Genomic DNA, 19,950 nt, shown 5'->3' with positions numbered 1-19,950 from the left:
TCTCCCCTTCCAGCCGATGTTATTGGTCGATAACATAAGACGCAGAAAACCCGTGGTCAAGGCTCTATCGTGGAGGAAACGTGTTACTTGCTACTAACTTTGCCGGGAGGAGCGCATGAGCGAGCTGCGGATCGAGCACCTGACCTCGCCGGAAATCGCCGACGCTCTGGCGAGCGGCATGCGGACCGCGATCCTCCCGCTGGGAGCTACCGAACAGCACGGCGCGCACCTGCCGCTGTCGGTCGACAGCGACCACGCCGACCGGCTGGGCGTGCTCGTGGCGGAGCGGCTCGGCGATGCGCTCGTCCTGCCGACCGTGCGCCTTGGCTGCTCCGCCCATCATCTCGGCTTCCCGGGGACGTTGTCGGTGCGGCCCGAAACACTGGAAGCCATCTGTTTCGACTGCTGCGAAAGCCTTGCCGTACATGGGTTTCGCCGGATGTTGATCTTCTCCGCGCACATTGGCAACTATCCGCTGCTGAGCGAGATCGAGGCGAAGCTCTCCTCGCGTCTGACTGCTGAGCTGGACGTGGTCGCGTTCGCCGACTCGGCCGCGGTGCTCGATGCCTGGCGCACCGCCGTCGCCGATCTAGCCAGCCAAGTCGGCGGACATGCCGATGTCGCCGAAGGCTCGATCATGCTCGCGCTTCGGCCGGAGGCGGTGCGCGCTGATCGTGCCACTCCTGGCCTTGCCGAGCCGATGGACGATGCTCTGCTGGCTCGGGTATTAACCGGAGGCGTCAAGGCGGTTGCTCCGAACGGGGTGCTCGGCGATCCGCGCGGGATGTCTACCGACCTGGGCTTTGCCTGCCTCAGCGCGGTCGCGGCCCTGCTGGCAGAGTACGCGGCGGCTCGTTATCGGCCTCTCACCTAGACTCGGGTCATGACGAGCTCATCTCGCGCCGCGTCGCCGCGTTCCTCGCGCAGGCAGACGCTGATCAAGGTCGCCGGCGAGTTGTTCCACGAGCGGGCTTTCGACGCGGTCACCACCGAGATGATCGGTGCGCGGGCTGGCGTCACTGGGCCTGCTCTTTACCGGCATTTTCCCAGCAAGCAGGCGTTGCTGATCGCGGTGCTCGAGGATCCGTTGAAGGATTTGCTGGCCAATGCGCGCGAGACCGCGGCGGAGGTTACTGATCCGCGCAAGGCGCTTGAGGCGATGATCGACTATCACGTTACGCGGAGTCTGCAGAATGTGCCTTCTACGTTGGTGTTCTTGAAGAATGAGCACAACGTGCCCGAGGAGGAACGGCATCGGATGCGGCGGATGATGCGGCTCTACGCCGAGGAGTGGAGTGCGCTGGTGGAGCGGTTGCGGCCGGATTTGTCGGATGCGCAGAATCGGGTGTTGACGCATGCTGTTTTTTCTATGATTAATTCGGTGCCGCAGTTTAATAGCGGGCTGGATGTGGAGAGTGTGGCTTCTACGATTCGTACTGCGGCGGTTAATGCGTTGCTTGTGCCTGCTGGGGGTGTCTGATCTCCCGGGGCTCGTCGCCTGGCGGCGACATTGCGCCCGTGGTTGCGTGGGGCACCCCGAAGCTTGATTGTGCTGACGGTCGGTGGGTGCTTGTCAAGGCGGGAAAAATGCCTTGACAAGCACCCACCGACCGCAGAGAGGCTTCGTATCGGGGTGCGCGGGAGGGGCTGGGTGCCTCGATGTTTGGGTGCAGCGGCGGCGGTTGGATGGTGGGGCTAGCGCCCCAATGAGGTCTTTCCGGTAATGCGGTGAGCGGTGGCTGGGTGGCGGTGCTAGTGCCCCAACGAGGTTCCCCGGCAGCGCGGCGATGGGCAGTTGAGTGGCAGGACCTGTACCCCAATGAGGTTTCCCGGCAGTCCGATGTTCGGCTGCCAGGCCCTGAGACTCACGGCCCCATTGAGGTTTCCCCAGCAGCGCGATGTGCGGCGGCCCGGCGGTGGGACTAGCCCACCAATGAGGTTTCCGGCAGCGCGGTGCCTGACGGTTGGGCGGTGGGACTAGCCCACCAATGAGGTTTCCGGCAGCGCGGTGCCTGACGGTTGGGCGGTGGGGCTCACGGCCCCAATGAGGTTTCCCCGACTGCGTGGTGTGCGGGGGGTCGGCGGTAGCCGTGCTGGTCAAGGCCCCGCGGAGCACCAGCCGAGGAGACGCGCCGGGTTGCCTCTCTCGATGAGGTCCGTGAAGGGCTCCTTGAGGGAATCTGATTCCTTCAAGGAGCCCTTCACGGACCTCCCCACCGCGCGCCCGCCGCCGCAGGAGGGGCGGAACCCTCCGCGAGCGCGGTGCACGGGGCTGCCCCTGGTCGATGGGCGCAATACGGCCCGCGAGAACGTCCGCGAGGGGAACCCACCAGGGAATCAGAGTCAATGAGGGGCCCCTCACGCGCCTTGGGACCGCAGCGGATCAGAGCCGGCGACCCTGCTCACATTCAAATGTCTGACATTCGGTGTTAGGGTCACCTTATGAACGATCTTCGGGCACCCCATCGGGTCGCCAGTCTTGCCGCGCAGCTTGTGGACACCTTGCGGGAGCAGATCGCCTCCGGGGAGTGGCCCGTCGGGATGCGGATTCCGGCGGAGAATGACCTGGTCAAGCAGCTTGGCGTCGGGCGCACGACGGTCCGGGAGGCCCTCGGCGCGCTGGTGCATCTCGGGCTGCTGGAGGCTCGGCGCGGCGACGGGACGTACGTCCGCGCGTCCAGTGAGATGCAGTCCGTCTTGATGCGGCGGGCCAATTCCTCTCGGCGGGGCGACGTGCTGGAACTGCGGGCCGTGCTGGAGGAGTATGCCTCTGGGCTGGCTGCGGTGCGTCGCAGCGACGACGACCTCGCCGAGTTGCGGCATCTGCTCGAAGAGTCCGAGAGGCGAGACGACACCCGGACGGCTGCCGAGGCGGACGTACGTTTTCACCAGGCCGTCGTGAACACAGGCCGGAATTCACTGCTTACTGAGGTGTACGACGTCCTCAGCGCGTCCGTTGTCGAGCAGATCGGCGACACTCTTTGGACTGATGAAACCGCCGACGAGCACGCTCGGTTGCACCGGCAGCTGATTGACGCGATCGCTGCGCAGGACGAGGTCGGGGCGCGTTACTGCGCGGCCGAGATCGTGAAGCTCACCGGGGCGGAGCGGGAGAAGTGACGGCCGAAGTTGAGGCGCCGTCGGTCGCGAAGAGAGCGGTCACCAAATCTGAGTGGTCCGTGGGGTTGTTGCTCGCGATCCTTCTCGTGGCCGCCAATCTGCGGGTGACGTTGACTGGCGTCGGCACGTTGCTGCCTGCTATCGAACACGACACGGGGCTGCCTGCGTCGGCGGGCGGCGTGTTGAATACGTTGCCGTTGTTGATGTTCGCGGTGACTTCGCCGCTGGTCGGGCGCGTCTCGCATCGGATCGGGTCTACGCGGTTGCTCGTGCTTTCGCTGGCGGTGCTGGCGGCGGGCACAGTGGTTCGGTCGCTGCCGTCGGTTGCCTGTTTGTTCGTCGGGACGGTGTTGCTGTCCGCGGCGATTGCGGTCGGGAATGTCTTGCTGCCGACCGTGATTCGCGCTCACGTGCCAGCCTCGCGAATCCATACTGTCAGCGCGCTTTACGTCACGGTCATGGGTGTGGTCGCGGCGGTGTCGTCCGGGATTTCCGTTCCGCTGGCGGGAGTTTTGCCGGGTGGCTGGCATTCCGCGCTGGGCTGGGGCGTGGTCGTCGCGTTGGCCGCGCTGGCGGGATGGCTGCCGAGGCTGCGCGGTTCGCGGCCGGATGCCGGGGCGCGGGCGGGCAGTTCGCACGCGCCGACTCCATGGCGATCTTGGCTGGCATGGCAGGTTTCCCTGTTCATGGGCCTGCAATCGCTCGCCTTCTACACCGCCGTCGCGTGGCTGCCCAGCATCCTCATCGGGCAGGGCATGAGCACCGCGGCGGCCGGCTGGATGCTGTTCTACTACCAGCTCGTCGCGCTCGCCACCGGCATGGTGCTGCCCTTGCTCACCCGGGGCCGGGCCGACCAGCGGCTTCCGGCGGCCGCCGCCTCGGCGGTCACTGCGGCTGGGTTCGCGATTCTTCTTCTGACGCCCGGAATCGCGATCGTCGGGTGCACGTTGCTCGGGCTGGGCAGCGGGGTCTGTCTCGTGCTGGCGCTCAGCTTCCAGAGCCAGCGCGCCACCGGTCCGCGCGAGACGACTGCGCTGGCGGGGATGGCGCAGTCCATCGGCTACCTGGTCGCGGCGGCCGGACCGCTGGTGCTCGGCATCCTCCACGACGCCACCGGAAGCTGGTCCGGCGCGCTCGTCGCGCTCACCGCGTTGAGTGTCGTGATGGTCTTCACCGGGTACGGAGCCGGGCGCGACCGGCACGTTCGCGCTGATGTCTGACCTCGACCTCGCCGACCAGGTGACCCGCCAGCTTCTCCTGCTGACGCGGCTGGTCAAGCGAGCGGAAGCTGCACCGGACGAGCCGATGTGCTTGCCGCTGCTGGCCATGCTCGCCGAGGAGGGTCCGTTCCGGGCCGGGGAAATCGCCGCGGTGCTGGGCGTGAACCCTTCGACGGTCAGCCGCCAGGTCGCCGGGCTGGTGCGGTCCGGGCTGGTCGAACGCCGGGCCGATCCCGAGGACGGGCGGGCCAGCCCGCTGGTCGTCACCGCCGCGGGACGGCGGGTCCTCGACCTCGAACGACGACGACGGGCCACGCAGGTCGGCGACGCTCTCGCCGCGTGGTCCCCGGAGGCCCGGGCGCGGTTCGCGGACCTGCTCGGATGTTTCGTCCGCGATCTCCGGCAGTCGGGCGTGCTCCCTGCCAAGTGAGCAGAACCCCTTCCGCTCGATGTTATTGACGGATAACATCGGAACATCGATAATTCCAGTTCAGCTCGCTCCGATGGTTATTGCACAGTAACTCCGGGCGAGATTCAGGGAGGTTCGCCATGCTGGATACCGCGGGCAGCGTGCGCGCGGCCGTGTTCGCGCTCGAGGAAGGCCGGATGGTCGTGGTCGTCGACGATCACGACCGGGAGAACGAGGGCGACCTCGTGCTCGCGGCCGACAGTGTCACTGCCGAGCAGATGGCCTTCCTCGTCGCGCACACCACCGGAATCGTGTGCGCGCCGATGACCGGGGAACGCGCCGACGCGCTCGCGCTCCCGCCGATGGTGGCGGAGAACAGGGACGCGCACGGCACCGCGTTCACCGTCTCCGTGGATCACACGGACGCCGGGACCGGAGTGTCCGCGACGGCTCGTACGCTCACCTGCCGCGCGCTGGCCGATCCGGCCACGACGCCCGATAACCTTCGCCGTCCGGGCCACATCTTTCCTTTGCGGGCACGAGACGGCGGTGTGCTCGTCCGGGCCGGGCACACCGAAGCCGCCGTCGATCTGCTTCAGCTGGCTGGCCGGGCACCGGTCGGTGTCATCAGCGAACTGATCGGCCCGGACGGCGAAATGCTGCGCGACGAGGCCGTGCGGAAGTTCGCCGCGGAACACGATCTGCCGGTCGTCGCGATTGCCGATCTGATCCGGTATCGCCGCCGGTCCGAGCGGCTCGTCGAACCGGTCGCGACCGCCGCGATGCCGACTGCCTTCGGCGATTTCCGCGCGGTCGCGTACCGGTCCGAAGTGGACGGAGCCGAACACCTCGCCCTCGTCATGGGCGATGTCGCCGCGGCCGGCCACTCTGAGCGAGGCGTGCTGGTGCGGGTGCACAGCGAATGCCTGACCGGCGACATCCTGGGCTCGTTGCGCTGCGACTGCGGCACTCAGCTCGAACAAGCGATGCGCGCGGTGGCCGACGAGGGTTGCGGAGTGATCGTTTACCTGCGCGGCCACGAGGGGCGCGGGATCGGGCTGGCGCGCAAGATCCAGGCGTACGCCCTGCAGGAATCGGGTCTCGACACGGTCGACGCCAATGTCGCGCAGGGTCTTCCCGTGGATTCCCGCTCCTATGATTCCGGGGCGCAGATCCTCGACCATCTCGACGTCCGGAGAGTGCGATTGATCACCAACAACCCGGAGAAATACCGCGGACTCGGCGAATACGGGCTGCGGATCGTGGAGCAGGTCGCACTGCGCGCGGTCGAAACTCCGCAGAACCTCCGTTACCTCCGCACGAAACGCGACCGGATGGGCCACCGCTTCGGCGCGTTGACCGATCCAGTGCCGGAGCAGAAAACTTCCTGACGCTTGTTACCCGGCGGGCGGCCGGTGCTCCCCCGCGGCCGGCCGCGCATTGTCTCCGGCGACCAGCCACAGTGGACTCCTGTTATGGTCTGCGGTGACCACGTCCCGTTTCCAGGAGGAGCCGCCGCGATGGCACAGAAAGTCCTCGTCGAGATGATCGACGACCTCGACGGGTCCGAAGCCGGGCAGACCGTCCCCTTCGGACTCGACGGCGTCCAGTACGAAATCGACCTGTCCGACGAAAACGCCGCCGCCCTGCGCGACGAACTCTCGACGTTCATCGCCGCCGCCCGCCGCACCGGCGGCCGCAAGACGACCGTGCGCGCCACGGCCGCGCCGACCGCCGAGGAACGCGAACGCTCCAAGGCGATCCGCACATGGGCGCTGGACAACAACTGGGCCATCGCCGAACGCGGCCGCATCCCGCGCGAGGTGATCGCCGCCTACGAGGAAAGCCAGAAGCCGGAGCCGAAACCCCGCAAGCGCACCGCGAAAAAGCGCGCCGGGAAATAAGGGCTCGGGCTCGGCGGGTTCCGGATTGATCATTTCGGGAAAGGCCGGACGAGGCGTTCGCTCCCCCGCCGGAGTTCCGGTGCCCGGAACCCAGTCCTCCGCGCACGAAGAAAACACGCGCCCGGCCGCAGGCTAATGCCTCCGGCCGGGCGGTGTTTTCCGGGCGGGAAAGAATGAGGGTTTTTTCGGCTCCGGCGAGTTCCGGTTCCGGCGCCCGGCCAGGTCGGCAGTCGCGCGCCAGGTTCCGGCGCCCGGCCAGGTCGGCAGTCGCGCGCCAGGTTCCGGGGCCCGGCCAAGTCGGCAGTCGCGCGCCAGGTTCCGGCACCGGCCAGGTCGGCGGTCGTGCCCGGCTCACTGCCCAGATCAATGCGCGGGCCACGATTGAGTGGATGGCGGGCAGCGCGCGGACCTCGCTGAGCGGATGGCGCCTCGGTTGAGCGGATCGCGGGCAGCGCAGGCCGCGGCCGGGCGGATGGGCGGATGGGCGGATGGGGTAGCGCACAGGCCGCGGCTGCGCGGATGAGGTAGTGCGCAGGCCGCGGTCGAGTGGATGGCGGGTAGCTCCCCAATGTGGCATTGGGTGCGTCAGATGCACCCAATGTGGCGTTCGGTGCGTGGGATGCACCCAATGCCGCATTGGGGCGCATCGCTGGCGGCGAGACGTTTCGCGAACAGCACGGCCGACCCGCCCTGTCACCGGCAACGGCTCCCGTCCCATCCCTGGCCCCCGTCCCATCACCCCACCGGTCCGCAGTGCCGGTAACGGCACCGCCCCCATCACCGGCCCTGGGCCTCGGCAACGGTCGCATCGCGGTCGAGACTCCAAAGCCACCGCGCCGCGTTCGTCCGCACTCCGCAAAGCGGCCTTCTCGACCGCCGTCGACGGGTGCCATCCTCAGCTCGTCGGACCGCCGCGTCCGGCTTCTCGCCTGCCGAAATCTCACCGTGAGCAGTGGAAGGCCGCTACAGTTGCCCGAAAACGCCGTTACAGGGGGCAACCGTGGAGTTTCAGGAAGTAGTGCGGCGCAGGCGGATGGTGCGCAAGTTCACCGACGAGCCCGTGGCCGAGGAGAGCATCCGCCGGATCATGCGCAACGCGCTGCGCGGGCCGTCCGCCGGGTTTTCGCAGGGGCAGGCGTTTCTGGTGCTCCAGGGCGACGACGTGCGGCGGTTCGCCGACACCCTCGAGTCCTGGACGCTGGGCGACGACACCAAGGCCGCGCCCGTGATCGTGATCCCGTTCTCGGTGAAGGACGTCTACCTCGACCGCTACGCCCAGCCGGACAAGGGCTGGACCGACCGCAGCGAGGACCACTGGCCGGTGCCGTTCTGGTACATCGACACTGGCATGGCCGTCCTGCTGATCCTGCAGACGGTGGTCGACGAGGGGCTCGGCGCGGTGTATTTCGGCATCGGCGCCGAGGATTTCGACAATCTGCGTGCCGAGTTCGGCATCCCCGACACCCACGAACCGATCGGCGCTATCGCCATCGGCCACGACGCCGACGCCAAGATCTCCGCCGGCGCCTCCCCGGCTACCCGCCGCCGGAAGCCGGAGACCGAGACTGTCCACTACGGACAATGGTGAGCCTTCTCGCCAGCGGAAGCCGGAGACTCTGAGCGTCCACTTTGGATGCCGCTGGACCGGGCTCGCGCCGTCGTCGAGGTTCAGGAACACCTCGGCGGCGGCCAGCAGGGCCTGAGTTGATCTTTTCAGCACGGGAGAACAGGTCCGCCCGCCGCGCAGTGAGCGCGGCTTGAGGCGGCCGTGAGTCTCCACCTGCCCAGGCAAGGGCACCGCCGCGTCACCTGGATGTCAGGGCGGGCGAACCCGGACAACACGAAAATGTTTCGGGAGCGCCGGAAAGCCGCGAGAAGCGACATAATTCCTGTCACCAGTCCGACGTTTCGCTTCACCTCGACCACTGGGCGCGAAAAGACCGCACCCGGCCGTTTTCATCCGGGAAAGCCCCGGTGCGAGCTTCCGGCGGAACCGGCCGCCCAGAGGCGCGCCCGCGGAAAAGCGCACCGGAGCAACATCGTTCCGGCCGAACAGCGCAACCGCACCGGCCGTCTGCCGCACGGTTCACCTTGTTGGCATAAACCCGAGGAACAAGACCGCAATTCCCTCGAAAGTGCCACCAATCCCGCGAAGCAGCACTTGCATATTCCAGACCGACGCGGAATGTCACCGAATTCGAGGACCAAGGAACCTTGACGGCCGCCCGGCACGATCGCGGCGACCCGGGACACCGCCTCCGGACAGCGACTTCGCGCCACTCTTCGTGCCACGGATTTCACCCCAGCGGAGCAGTTCGGCGTGCGCCGACCGGGTAATCCGGGCCCCGGAAGAAGGGAAATCCTGGTAACATCGCCCGTGCGGAGGATCGGTTTGCGGTAAACGCACGACGACGATCAGACTTCACCGGAACCCTTCGCCGGATCGTCCCGGATCCGTCGACAGCTGCCACTGGCTGTTGAAAAACAAAGGGTATTCACGGCATAAGTCCTCTTTGCCAGATAAATGGCCGTTCGCGTGGTCTAGACCTCAATATCCAGCCGTGCCGTATTTGTCAGCCGCGACACGCATCGAACAGGTCACGAAATTGTCAACACCGACGTCCGTAGGTTACGTCGGCGTTACATCCACCGATCATTAGGAATATGGATCTCACCGAGTACCCGACCGCCCGCCCCGGTCCGGCACCCGACACCGAGGAAGCATTCGCCCAGGTGATGGCCGACGTCACCGGGCAGGAAAACGTGTCGGTCGACAGCAACTTCTTCGCCGATCTCGGGGCCAACTCGCTCGTGCTGGCACAGTTCTGCGCGCGAGTGCGCAAGCGTGCCGATCTTCCCGCGGTCTCCATCAAGGACATTTACCGGAACCCGACCATCGCCAGTCTCGTCTCCGCTTTGTCCGAAACCGAGGAGGTCCCCGCCGAGGCGCCGGCCCCGGCCCCCGCGGCGCCGCCGAAGCGGGCCAGCGGGCTCGAATACTTCGGCTGCGGAATCCTGCAGCTCGCGGTCTTCCTGGCGTATTCCTGGCTCGTCGCCCAGGTGCTCGGCGCGGGCGCCGACTGGATCGTGGCCGGGACCGGCCTGCTCGACGAGTACCTGCGCGCGGTCGGGTTCGGCGCGATGGTGCTGGCAGTTCTGTGCACCCTTCCGATCGCGCTCAAATGGATCCTCGTCGGCCGCTGGAAACCGAGCGAGATCCGCGTGTGGACCCTCGGCTACGTGCGGTTCTGGGTGGTCAAGACCCTCGTGCAGCGGAACCCGCTGGTCCCGCTGTTCGTCGGCTCTCCGCTCTATTCGCTGTATCTGCGCGCGCTCGGCGCGAAAATCGGCAAGGGCGTCACGATTTTCTCGCGATTCGTCCCGGTGTGCACCGATCTGCTCACCGTCGGGGAAGGCGCGGTGGTCTGCAAGGACACCTACTTCACCACCTACCGCGCGCAGAACGGGCTCATCCGGACCGGGCCGGTCGCGATCGGTGCGCACGCGTACGTCGGCGAGATGGCCGTGCTCGACATCGAGACCAGGATCGGCGACAACGCCCAGCTCGGGCACGCCTCCTCGCTGCACGCCGGGCAGGCGGTTCCGGAGGGGCAGAGCTGGCACGGTGTCCCCGCGGTCCCCGCCGACGTGGTCTACCGACGCGTCGAGCCGCGCGCCTGCGGCAGCGTCCGGCGGGCGTTCTTCGCCGTGCGCCAGACGCTGACCGCGGTCCTCCTCCTGGCTCCGCTGGTGCTCGGCCTGCTGAGCTTCCTGGTGAGCACGCTGCCGAACCTCAGCCCGGCGATGGGCCTCGGCTCGGCCGTCATGGACTTCACCTCCCCGAAGTTCTACTGGAAGGCCCTCGTCGTCTCCTTCATCCTGTACTTCGGCCTGCGGCTCACCGGGTTCCTCATCGTCACCCTGGTGCCGCGCCTGCTGAACCTGGCGCTCAAACCCGGCGAGGTCTACCGCCTCTACACGTTCCGCTACACCGCGCACCGCGCCATCCGCGTGCTCACGAACCTGCGGTTCTTCAAGACCCTGCTCGGCGACAGCTCGGCCATCGTGCACTTCCTGCGCGCGCTGGGCTGCCAGGTCTCCAAGAAAGAACAGACCGGGTCCAACTTCGGGCTCGAGGAGAAATTCGAGAACCCGTACCTGTTCGAGGCCGGCGCGGGCACGATGGTCGCCGACGGGCTCTCGGTGGTCAACGCCGAGTACACCAGCACCTCCTTCCGGCTTTCCCGGGTGCGCGTCGGGGCGCGGAACTTCCTCGGCAACCACGTCGTCTACCCCGCCGGCGCCAGGACCGGGGACAACTGCCTGCTCGCCACCAAGGTCCTGGTGCCGCTCGACGGCCCGGTGCGCGAGGGCGTCGGGCTGCTCGGCTCCCCCAGCTTCGAGATCCCGCGTTCGGTGGAGCGCGACAGCCAGTTCGACCACCCGAAGACCCCGGAGGAATTCCGGCGCAGGCTCGCCGCCAAGAACCGGCACAACGCCGGGGGCATGCTGCTGTACGCCTTGTCCCACTGGCTGTTCTTCTACGGGCTGCTGCTGATGACCTGGGCCACGGACGTCTACTACGACCGGATCGGCGCCCCGCTGTTCGCGCTCGACACGCTGGCCATCCTGGTGTACGGCACGGTTTTCTTCGTCGCCCTCGAACGGATCACCGTGCTGATCCGGCCGCTGCGCCCGCTGTCCTGCTCGATCTACGACCGGCGGTTCTGGCGGCAGGAACGGTTCTGGAAAGCCGCGGCGACGAACGCCCACCTGCGCGTGCTCGACGGGACGCCGTTCAAGGGCGTGCTGTGGCGGCTGCTCGGCATCAAGGTCGGCAAGCGGCTGTTCGACGACGGCGCGGGCATCATCGAGAAAACGCTGGTACGCCTGGGAGACGACGTCACGCTGAACGTCGGCTCCGTCGTCCAGTGCCATTCGCAGGAGGACGGCGGTTTCAAGATGGACCGCATCTCCATCGGCAGCGGGTGCACGGTCGGCGTCGGCGCACTGGTGCATTACGGCGTGACGATGGGCGACGGGTCGACGCTCGCCCCCGATTCCTTCCTCATGAAGGGCACTGAGGTCCCGGATCGCGCGCACTGGGGCGGGAACCCCGCGCACGAGATCCGGGCGGACCGCCGTCAGCCGGCGGCGAGATCGTGACGGACCACCGACAATCACGGGAAGGACGACCCATGAGAACCGGACTGGGAGCGGTTCGCGAGCATTGGCGCGAAGTACTCACCGCCGGCGGCCGCACCGGCGTCCCGCGCTGGACGCTGGAGGCCGGCTCCGCGATCGGCGACCACGAAACGCCGGTCCCCCGGGGGCTCGCGGCCGCGCTGCGGCTGCTGGCCGAGCAGCTGCGGGTGCCGCTGAGCTCGGTGCTGCTCGCCGCGCACGCCAAGGTCCTCGCCGCGCTGTCGGGCGAGACCGAGGTGTGCACCGGCTACGTCGCCGAGCCGGGCGGCGCGCCGCTGCCCTGCCGGCTCAGCACCGGATCCGGCACCTGGCGCGAGCTGATCGAGCACACCGCGGGAATCGACGCACAGACTTTCGCCTTCCGGGACTTCCCGGTCGACGAGCTGCGCGCCGAACTCGGCATCGGCGCGCCGCCGTTCGAGACGGTCTTCGACCCCACCGGCACCGACGGCGACCTCGCCGGGGACACCGTGCTGCGGCTGGACGTTTCACCGGACCTGGAGACGCTGCGATTGCGTTTCCGCACCGAGGTGCTGGATTCCGAAGCCGCCGAACGCATCCTCGGCTACCACCTGAGCGCGCTCACCCAGATCCGCACCGACGTCACCGCGCCGCACCGCGAAACGACCCTGCTGTCGGCCGCGGAGCTCAAACTGCAGTTGGAAGGCCTCGCCGGGCCGCACGTCGAAGTGCCGGACCTCCGTTGCCACGAACTGTTCCAGCGCAATGTCGCCCGGAATCCGGACGCGATCGCGGCGGTGCACGGCGACCGGAAGTGGACGTACCGGGAGCTCAACGGGCGCGCGAACCGCCTGGCACGGGCACTGATCGCGCGCGGGCTGCGCCGCGAAGGCGTCGTCGCGGTGGTGACCGAACGCAATCTGGACTGGATGGCCGCCGTGCTCGCCGTGTTCAAGGCGGGCGGCGTCTACCTGCCGATCGAGCCGCATTTCCCGACCGACCGCATCGCGACCACGCTGCGCCGGGCCGACTGCGAGCTGGTGCTGACCGAACCGGGCAGCACGACGACGCTCCGCAAGGCGGTCGAATCGCTGCCCGGCGTGCGCACCTTGTTCGTGGACGCCGCGTACGAGGAGAACCACTCCGAAGACGATCTCGGCGTCGCCGTCGAATCCGGCCAGCTCGCCTACATCTACTTCACCTCGGGCTCCACGGGCGAGCCGAAAGGCGCGATGTGCGAGCACGCCGGGATGGTCAACCACCTCTACGCCAAGATCAACGACCTCGGCATCACCGAAGATTCGGTGGTGGCACAGGTCGCGCCGCAGTGCTTCGACATCTCGTTGTGGCAGCTGGTTTCCGCGCTGCTGGTCGGCGGGACCACGCTGCTGATCGAACAGGACGTGATCCTGGACGCCGACCGGTTCGTGGGCAAACTCGGCAGCGGCGGGGTTTCGGTGCTGCAGGTCGTGCCCTCCTACCTCGAGGTCGTGCTGTCCGCGGTGGACAAGAACCCGGTCGCGCTGCCGGACCTGCGCTGCGTGTCGGTGACCGGCGAGGCGCTCAAAACCGAGCTGGCGCAACGCTGGTTCGCCACGATGCCGGACGTCAAGCTGGTCAACGCCTACGGCCTCACCGAAACCTCGGACGACACCAACCACGAGGTGATGGACCGCGCGCCGACCCGGGAGCGGGTGCCGCTCGGGCCGCCGGTGCAGAACGTGCGCGTGTACGTCGTCGACGAGCGGCTCGACCCGGTCCCGCTCGGCGCGCCCGGCGAAATCGTGTTCTCCGGGGTGTGCGTGGGCCGCGGTTACGTCAACGACCCGGAACGCACCGCGCGGGCGTTCACCGCCGACCCGCACCGCCCGGACGCCCGGCTCTACCGCAGCGGCGACCACGGCCGCTGGCTGCCCGAGGGCAAGCTGGAATTCCTCGGCAGGCGCGATGCGCAGGTCAAGATCCGCGGTTTCCGCATCGAGATCGGCGAAATCGAGAACACGCTGCTGCAGGTGCCCGGCGTGCGCGACGGCGCGGTGGTCGTGGCCGACCGCGGCGGGCAGGGCAAGCGGCTGGTCGCGTTCTACTCCAGTCCGGACCAGCTCGACCACGAGCTGATGCGCGAGCACCTCGGCACCGCGCTGCCGGAGTACATGCTGCCCGCGGCGTTCCACTGGCGCGAGCAGTTGCCGTTGACCGCCAACGGGAAGATCGACAAGAAGAACCTCGCCGCGCTGGCCGCCGAGCTCGACGTCGCGGACGAAGACCGCGACCAGCCGGTCACCGGCACCGAAGAGCGGCTCGCCGCGGCCTGGGCGGACGTGCTCGGCATCCGGGCCGGCCAGGTCGGCCGCCGGGACCATTTCTTCGACCGCGGCGGCACGTCGCTGTCCGCGGTGAAGCTGGCGATCGCGCTCGACCGCGCGGTCTCGATCAAGGACGTCGCCAAGCACCCCGTGCTCGCCGACCTGGCCGCGCTGATCGACAGCCGGTCCCCCGCTTCCGGAAACTCCTGACCCACGCGAACCGCGGAAATCGAAAGGATTCCCCGATGTCGTTGTCCCAATTCCTGCCGAAGACGTCCCCGCCCGAGCCGGATTTCTCTCCCGGGCTGCCCGCGGTGCTGCGGGCCGAGGCGGGCGGCGACCCGGCCGGCTGGGCGAGCACGCACCGGGAGACCGTGCGAAGACTCGTCGCCGAACACGGCGCGGTGCTCGTCCGCGGTCTCGGGCTGGCCGAACGGACCGCGGTCGCGGCCGTGTTCGGGCGGCTGACCGACCTGCTGACGACCGAGCGCGAGGCCTTCGCGCCCCGCACGACCTATCCCGGCGGGGTGCACTCCTCGACCGAATGGCCGCCGAACCAGCCGATGTGCATGCACCACGAACTCAGCTACACCCTGGAATTCCCGGGACTGCTGCTGTTCGCCTGCGTCAGCCCGCCGTCGTCGGGCGGGGTCACCGGGGTCAGCGATTCCACCGCCGTGCTGGCCTCGCTGCCCGCCGACCTGCGCGCGCGGTTCGAACGCGACGGCTGGCTGCTCACCCGCAGCTTCAACGACGAGATCGGGGCGTCGGTCGCCGAGGCGTTCGGCACCGAGGACCGCTCCGCGATCGAGGAGTACTGCCGCGCCAACCGGATCGAGTTCGAGTGGCAGCCCGACGGCGGCCTGCGCACCCGGCAGCGCCGCGACGCGATCGTCGGGCATCCGGTCACCGGCAGGCCCTGCTGGTTCAACCAGATCGCCTTCCTCAACGAGTGGACGATGGCCCCCGAGGTGCACGAGTACCTGGTCGACATCTACGGGGCCGACGGCCTGCCGTTCAACACGCGCTTCGGCAACGGCGACCCGATCGGCGAGGACGTCGTGCAGCTGCTCAACGAGGTGTACGAGGAACACACCGTGCGCGAACCGTGGCAGGCAGGCGATCTGCTGCTGGTCGACAACCTCCGCATCGCGCACAGCCGGGACGCCTACGAGGGCCCGCGCGAGGTGCTTGTCGGGCTGGCCGATCCGGTGCGGCTTTCCGATTGCTCGCTCGCGTCTGAGGGGAAAAATCAGTGACCACGCAATCCTTCACCGCCGGATCCGCTTCGGCGGACCCGGTCGCCGTGCCGCCGTTCGCGGTGATTTCCGGCGCCCAGGTCCAGCAGGCGCTGGCCGGGCGCGAACGCGAGGTCGTCGACCTCGTGGAGACCGCGTACCGGGTGCACGGCTCCGGCGATTCGGTCAACCCGCCGTCCTATTTCCTGCGCTTCCCCGACCGTCCGGCCGACCGGATCATCGCCCTGCCCGCCTCGCTCGGCGGGAAGACCAATGTCGCGGGCCTGAAGTGGATCTCCAGTTTCCCGGGCAACGTCGCCGCCGGGATCCCGCGGGCGTCGGCGGTGCTGATCCTGAACGACCTCGCGACCGGTTATCCGTTCGCCTGCCTGGAAAGCTCCATCATCAGCGCGACCAGGACCGCTGCGTCCGCCGCGCTCGCCGCCGACTGGCTCAGCCGGACCCGGCAGCGGCCCCGGCGCGTCGGATTCTTCGGCGTCGGCCTGATCGCCCGCTACATCCACACCTTCCTCGCCGGGACCGGCTGGGAATTCGACGAGATCAACGTGCACGACCTGCACCCGGACAGCGCCGCCGGATTCCGCGGCTACCTGGAGCAGTCCGGCTTCACCGGCGAGATCAGCGTCCACGAGACCGCCGAAGGCCTGATCCGCGACAGCGAACTGGTGGTCTTCGCGACCATCGCCGGCGAACCGCACGTGCACGATCCCTCGTGGTTCTCGCACAATCCGCTGGTCTTGCACGTGTCCCTGCGCGACCTGGCCCCGGAAATCCTGCTGGCGTCGGCGAACCTCGTCGACGACGTCGACCACTGCCTCAAAGCCAACACGTCGCCGCATCTGGTGGAGCAGCGCACCGGCAGCCGGGACTTCCTGCTCGGCACCCTCGACGACGTGCTCTCGGGCCGGGTCAGCCCGCCCGCCGACCGGCCGCTGATCTTCTCCCCGTTCGGGCTCGGCGTCCTCGACCTCGCGGTCGGGGCCTTCGTCCACGAGAGAGTGTCCGACGCCGGCGGACTGCACGTCATCGAGGACTTTTTCCACGAACTGCGCCGGTATGGCTGAGCGCCGTCCGCCACTGAGCTGTGCCTGAAGGGGAGAAAACTGTGCGTGTCATCACCGTTCCCGAAGCTTTCAACGAGGAGGCGCTGTACGTCGACCTCCGCTGGAGCTTCGGCTACTCGCTCTACCTCAAATGCGAGGGGTTCAACTTCGCCGGTTCCATCAAGCTGAAGGCCGCGACCGAAATGGTCGACGCGGCCGAACGCGACGGCCTGCTGCGGCCGGGCTCGATCATCGTCGAGTCGTCGTCGGGCAACCTCGGCGTCGCGCTGAGCATGATCGCGGCCAGCCGGGGGTACAAGTTCCTGTGCGTCACCGATTCCCGCTGCAACCTGGCGACGCGCCGCGCGATCGAGGCGCTCGGCAACGAGGTGCACATCATCACCGAACCTGATCCGGAAAGCGGTTTCCTCGGGGCGCGCATCGGCCACGTGCGGATGCTGTGCGCCTCCGACGAGCGCTATGTGTGGCTCAACCAGTACACCAATCCGGACAACTGGGGAGCGCATTTCCACCGCACCGGGCCGGAAATCGCCGCCGCGTTCCCGAATCTCGACGTGCTGTTCGTCGGCGCGGGCACCACGGGCACCCTGATGGGCTGCGCGCGGTTCTTCCGGCAATGGCACCGGCCGGTGCGGATCGTCGCGATCGACAGCGTCGGCTCGGTGACCTTCGGCGGCCCGGCGGGCAGGCGGATGCTGCCCGGGCTGGGCACCAGCGTGCGCCCGGCGATCCTCGACGAGTCCTATGTGGACGACGTGGTGCTGGTCGAGGAACCGGATTCGGTCCGGGCGTGCCACCGGCTGGCGCGCAACGGATTCCTGTTCGGCGGCTCGACCGGGACAGTGGTCAGCGGGGCCACCAGCTGGCTGTCCGAACACGACGCGCACCACCTGACCGCGGTGGCCGTCGCCCCCGACCTCGGCGAGCGCTACCTCGACACGATCTACCAGACCAACTGGCTGCAGGGCATCTACGGAGAGGACGTGCTTTCGCCGCGGCCCCGGCAGTCCGTCTGAGCCGCGCGGGGCGGCGCACCGGCATCCCCCGGCGCGCCGCACCCCGGCGGGATCAGACCTTCTTCTGCCATTCGTCCCAGCTGAAGCGCCAGTCGGTCCAGCCGTCGCCCGGTTTGAGGTCCACGCCGGTGTCGGTCACCACCACGACGTCCCCGCGATGGGAGTTCTCGTAGAACCACTTCGCGTTGTCGACGCTGACGTTGAGGCAGCCGTGCGAGGTGTTGGTGCGCCCCTGCTGCCGGACCGACCACGGCGCGGAATGCAGGAACTGTCCCGAGTTGGTGAGCCGCAGCGCGTACTTGACCGTGGTGCGGTAGCCGCCCGGCGAGTCGGTGGGCACGCCGTACGTGCTGGAGTCCATGGTGTACGGCGACTGCACGGTCATGATCAGCATCGTGCCGGAAACGCTGCGCGCGGACGGCTTGCCGAGGCTGACCGGGGACGTCAGGACGAGCTGGCCGTCCTTGTACGTCCGCATCTGCTTTTCCTTGTCCGACACCTTCGAGATGATCGCCGGGCCGGTCTTGAAGCTGATCTTGCGGTCGGCCTTGCCGAACACGCCGTTGCCGAGCGCGCGGCCGGCGATCTTGATGTCGAGGGTGACCGTGGAGTACGCGGGCCAGTATTCCTTGGTGCGGTAGTGCACCTCGTCGTCGCCGAACCAGCGCCACGCCCCGGTGGCGGGCTTGTCGGAGGTGACGGTGAGCATCTTCTCGGCGGCGGCCTTGTCCGCGACCGGCGCGGAGAACTTGATCGTGATCGGCATGCCGACGCCGGTGGTCTCGCCGTCGAGCGGGATCACCGACGGATACGCCTGCGCCTTGGCAGTCGCGGTGGTGAAGGTGCTCGTGCGGGTCACCGGGTTGCCGTCCGCGCCGACGGAGCGCGCGGTGAGCGTGTACTTCGTGCGGTAGTCCAGGGGCTTGCTGCTGGTCCAGCGCTGCTTCGCGGCGTCCATCTCGCCGGGCACCGGAGCGCCGTCCGCCGCCGCGAGGGTGACCTCGCTGAGCGTGGACCCGCCGGCCACCGCGGTGACGGGTTCGCCGGGCGCGACGTCGTTCGAGCCGTCCTTGGGACCGAGGTCGAGGGTCGCGGGCACCGCCGGCGCGGCGCTGGTCTTCTGGTCGTTGCCCGCGGCGGGACCGGGAGCCGGTGCGGACGTGCACGCCGCCGTCAGCGCCAGCCCGGCGAGGATCCCCGCGATGATCTGCGTTTTCCGCCCCAGCACCTGACCAGCCCCCATTCGCGATTACTACCGGACATAGTAGTCATACCGGTCAGGCGCGGAGCAGGGCGGGAGCCGCTGCCCGGCGGTGGTGTCCGGACAGGGAGACCCAGGTCACGAATGCTGCCGCAGCCCGCGCCGCAGCGCCTCCCGCTCGCGCTCGGACGCCGACCGCGCGAAATGCAGCAGCACGCCCTCGGGATCGCCCGCGTCGGCGAGCAGGTTCCGCATCGCGCGGGCGGCTGCTTCCTCTCGCGACGACACCGGCGTGTAGCAGTAGGCGCGGCTGCGTTTCTCGCGTTCCACCCAGCCCTTGCTGTGCAGATGGTCGAGCACGGTGAGCACCGTCGTGTAGGCGAGGTCCCGGTTCAGCTCCTCCAGCACTTCGCGGACCGTGCGCGCGTCTCCCGCCCGCCACAGGACGTCCATAGCCGCCGATTCCAGCTCGCCCAGTCCCTGCACGCCCCGCATCCTAGGGCGCGCCGGTCCGGTGTCAGTACGCGGTGAGCCCGCCGTCGACGACCAGTTCGGTTCCAGTGACGAACGAGGATTCGTCACTGGCCAGGAAGAGCATCGCGTGCGCGACCTCGGCCGGGCTGCCCGCGCGGCGCATCGGCGTGCGGACGATGTCGGGCTGCTGGTCGCCCTGTTCGTCGAGCAGGTCCTGGATCATCGGCGTCGCGATGACCCCCGGGTGCACCGAATTGACCCGGACGCCGCGCGTCGCGTACTCGACCGCGGCGGTCTTGGTCAGCAGCCGCACCGCCCCTTTGGACGCCTGGTACGCGGCGGCCGCGCCGCTGCCGACCAGGCCCAGCACCGAGGAGGTGTTGACCACCGATCCGTTGCCGGAGGCGCGCAGCAGCGGCATCGCGGTCTTCATCCCGAGCCAGGTCCCGGTCTGGTTGACCGCGATCACCCGGTCCCAGGCGTCCGGGGCCGTCTCCTCGATGCCCGGCCAGTCCACGATCCCCGCGACGTTGACCAGCACGTCGAGGCGGCCGAACCGCTGCCGGGTCCGTTCGACGGTTTCGCGCCAGTTTTCCGGCGAGGACACGTCCAGCCGGTCGGCCAGCACGTCGGTCTCCAGCCGTGCCGCGAGTTTCCGCACCGCTTCGTAGTCGACGTCGGTGACGACCAGGCTGGCGCCCTCCCGGGCGAACAGTTCCGCGGTGGCTTGGCCGATCCCGCCGGTCGCTCCGGTGAGCAGCACGACTTTTCCGTTGAGCCGCATAAGATATTTCCTTTCGTCGGAGGGATA

16 protein-coding genes are annotated in these 19,950 nt (G+C 68.4%); 13 read left to right on the top strand and 3 right to left on the bottom strand.

Annotated features, from left to right (window positions below):
* Window positions 1-115: 115 nt before the first annotated feature.
* From DMP23_RS11970 to sbnA, 13 genes are all read left to right on the top strand, one after another.
* Window positions 116-874 carry a creatininase family protein gene (locus tag DMP23_RS11970; protein ID WP_337821066.1) on the top strand — a complete coding sequence of 253 codons (759 nt, stop codon included), beginning with the start codon at window positions 116-118 and terminating at the stop codon, window positions 872-874.
* Between the two features lie 9 nt (window positions 875-883).
* Window positions 884-1,480 carry a TetR/AcrR family transcriptional regulator gene (locus DMP23_RS11965; protein ID WP_043839820.1) on the top strand — a complete coding sequence of 199 codons (597 nt, stop codon included), beginning with the start codon at window positions 884-886 and terminating at the stop codon, window positions 1,478-1,480.
* A 962-nt stretch (window positions 1,481-2,442) separates the two neighbouring features.
* Window positions 2,443-3,120: a FadR/GntR family transcriptional regulator gene (locus DMP23_RS11960; protein ID WP_337821065.1), complete on the top strand. Its 678-nt coding sequence runs from the start codon at window positions 2,443-2,445 to the stop codon at window positions 3,118-3,120.
* A complete protein-coding gene (locus DMP23_RS11955) occupies window positions 3,117-4,340 on the top strand; it encodes a CynX/NimT family MFS transporter (protein WP_337821064.1) in 1,224 nt (407 codons plus the stop codon). Before DMP23_RS11960 ends, DMP23_RS11955 begins: the two co-directional genes overlap by 4 nt.
* A complete protein-coding gene (locus DMP23_RS11950) occupies window positions 4,333-4,770 on the top strand; it encodes a MarR family winged helix-turn-helix transcriptional regulator (protein ID WP_337821063.1) in 438 nt (145 codons plus the stop codon). Before DMP23_RS11955 ends, DMP23_RS11950 begins: the two co-directional genes overlap by 8 nt.
* A 119-nt stretch (window positions 4,771-4,889) precedes the next feature.
* Window positions 4,890-6,140, top strand: a complete 1,251-nt coding sequence (locus DMP23_RS11945; protein WP_337821062.1) for a bifunctional 3,4-dihydroxy-2-butanone-4-phosphate synthase/GTP cyclohydrolase II — start codon at window positions 4,890-4,892, stop codon at window positions 6,138-6,140.
* Window positions 6,141-6,269: 129 nt separating this feature from the next.
* Window positions 6,270-6,653 carry a histone-like nucleoid-structuring protein Lsr2 gene (locus DMP23_RS11940; protein ID WP_043839812.1) on the top strand — a complete coding sequence of 128 codons (384 nt, stop codon included), beginning with the start codon at window positions 6,270-6,272 and terminating at the stop codon, window positions 6,651-6,653.
* 1,000 nt (window positions 6,654-7,653) lie between these two features.
* Window positions 7,654-8,241 (top strand): nitroreductase family protein, encoded by a 588-nt coding sequence (locus tag DMP23_RS11935; RefSeq protein WP_275294896.1) that lies wholly within the window; start codon window positions 7,654-7,656, stop codon window positions 8,239-8,241.
* 1,076 nt (window positions 8,242-9,317) lie between these two features.
* Window positions 9,318-11,819: a Pls/PosA family non-ribosomal peptide synthetase gene (locus tag DMP23_RS11930; RefSeq protein ID WP_337821061.1), complete on the top strand. Its 2,502-nt coding sequence runs from the start codon at window positions 9,318-9,320 to the stop codon at window positions 11,817-11,819.
* A gap of 32 nt (window positions 11,820-11,851) precedes the next feature.
* Window positions 11,852-14,335 carry a non-ribosomal peptide synthetase gene (locus DMP23_RS11925; RefSeq protein ID WP_337821060.1) on the top strand — a complete coding sequence of 828 codons (2,484 nt, stop codon included), beginning with the start codon at window positions 11,852-11,854 and terminating at the stop codon, window positions 14,333-14,335.
* Window positions 14,336-14,370: 35 nt separating this feature from the next.
* A complete protein-coding gene (locus DMP23_RS11920; RefSeq protein ID WP_337821059.1) occupies window positions 14,371-15,384 on the top strand; it encodes a TauD/TfdA family dioxygenase in 1,014 nt (337 codons plus the stop codon).
* Window positions 15,381-16,448, top strand: coding sequence for a 2,3-diaminopropionate biosynthesis protein SbnB (gene sbnB / locus DMP23_RS11915; RefSeq protein WP_238605558.1), 1,068 nt, complete (start codon window positions 15,381-15,383; stop codon window positions 16,446-16,448). The genes DMP23_RS11920 and sbnB overlap by 4 nt, the downstream gene beginning before the upstream one ends.
* Window positions 16,449-16,489: 41 nt before the next feature.
* Window positions 16,490-17,464 carry a 2,3-diaminopropionate biosynthesis protein SbnA gene (gene sbnA / locus DMP23_RS11910; RefSeq protein ID WP_134667800.1) on the top strand — a complete coding sequence of 325 codons (975 nt, stop codon included), beginning with the start codon at window positions 16,490-16,492 and terminating at the stop codon, window positions 17,462-17,464.
* 52 nt (window positions 17,465-17,516) lie between these two features.
* On the opposite strand, the gene DMP23_RS11905 is transcribed toward sbnA, so the two are convergent.
* The 3 genes from DMP23_RS11905 to DMP23_RS11895 all read right to left on the bottom strand — a co-directional run bounded on the left by DMP23_RS11905 (window position 17,517) and on the right by DMP23_RS11895 (window position 19,923).
* Window positions 17,517-18,707, bottom strand: a complete 1,191-nt coding sequence (locus DMP23_RS11905; RefSeq protein ID WP_134728703.1) for a L,D-transpeptidase — start codon at window positions 18,705-18,707, stop codon at window positions 17,517-17,519.
* A 96-nt stretch (window positions 18,708-18,803) separates the two neighbouring features.
* Window positions 18,804-19,151: a BlaI/MecI/CopY family transcriptional regulator gene (locus DMP23_RS11900; RefSeq protein ID WP_167754101.1), complete on the bottom strand. Its 348-nt coding sequence runs from the start codon at window positions 19,149-19,151 to the stop codon at window positions 18,804-18,806.
* A 31-nt stretch (window positions 19,152-19,182) separates the two neighbouring features.
* Window positions 19,183-19,923: an SDR family NAD(P)-dependent oxidoreductase gene (locus tag DMP23_RS11895; protein ID WP_134728701.1), complete on the bottom strand. Its 741-nt coding sequence runs from the start codon at window positions 19,921-19,923 to the stop codon at window positions 19,183-19,185.
* Between the last annotated feature and the right edge of the window lie 27 nt (window positions 19,924-19,950).

This window comes from Amycolatopsis sp. A1MSW2902, from assembly GCF_017312175.1.
Classification (GTDB): Bacteria; Actinomycetota; Actinomycetes; order Mycobacteriales; family Pseudonocardiaceae; genus Amycolatopsis; species Amycolatopsis nivea.
The sequence above is the reverse complement of the archived record's forward strand: the minus strand, read 5'-3'. Positions and strand labels throughout refer to the sequence as shown.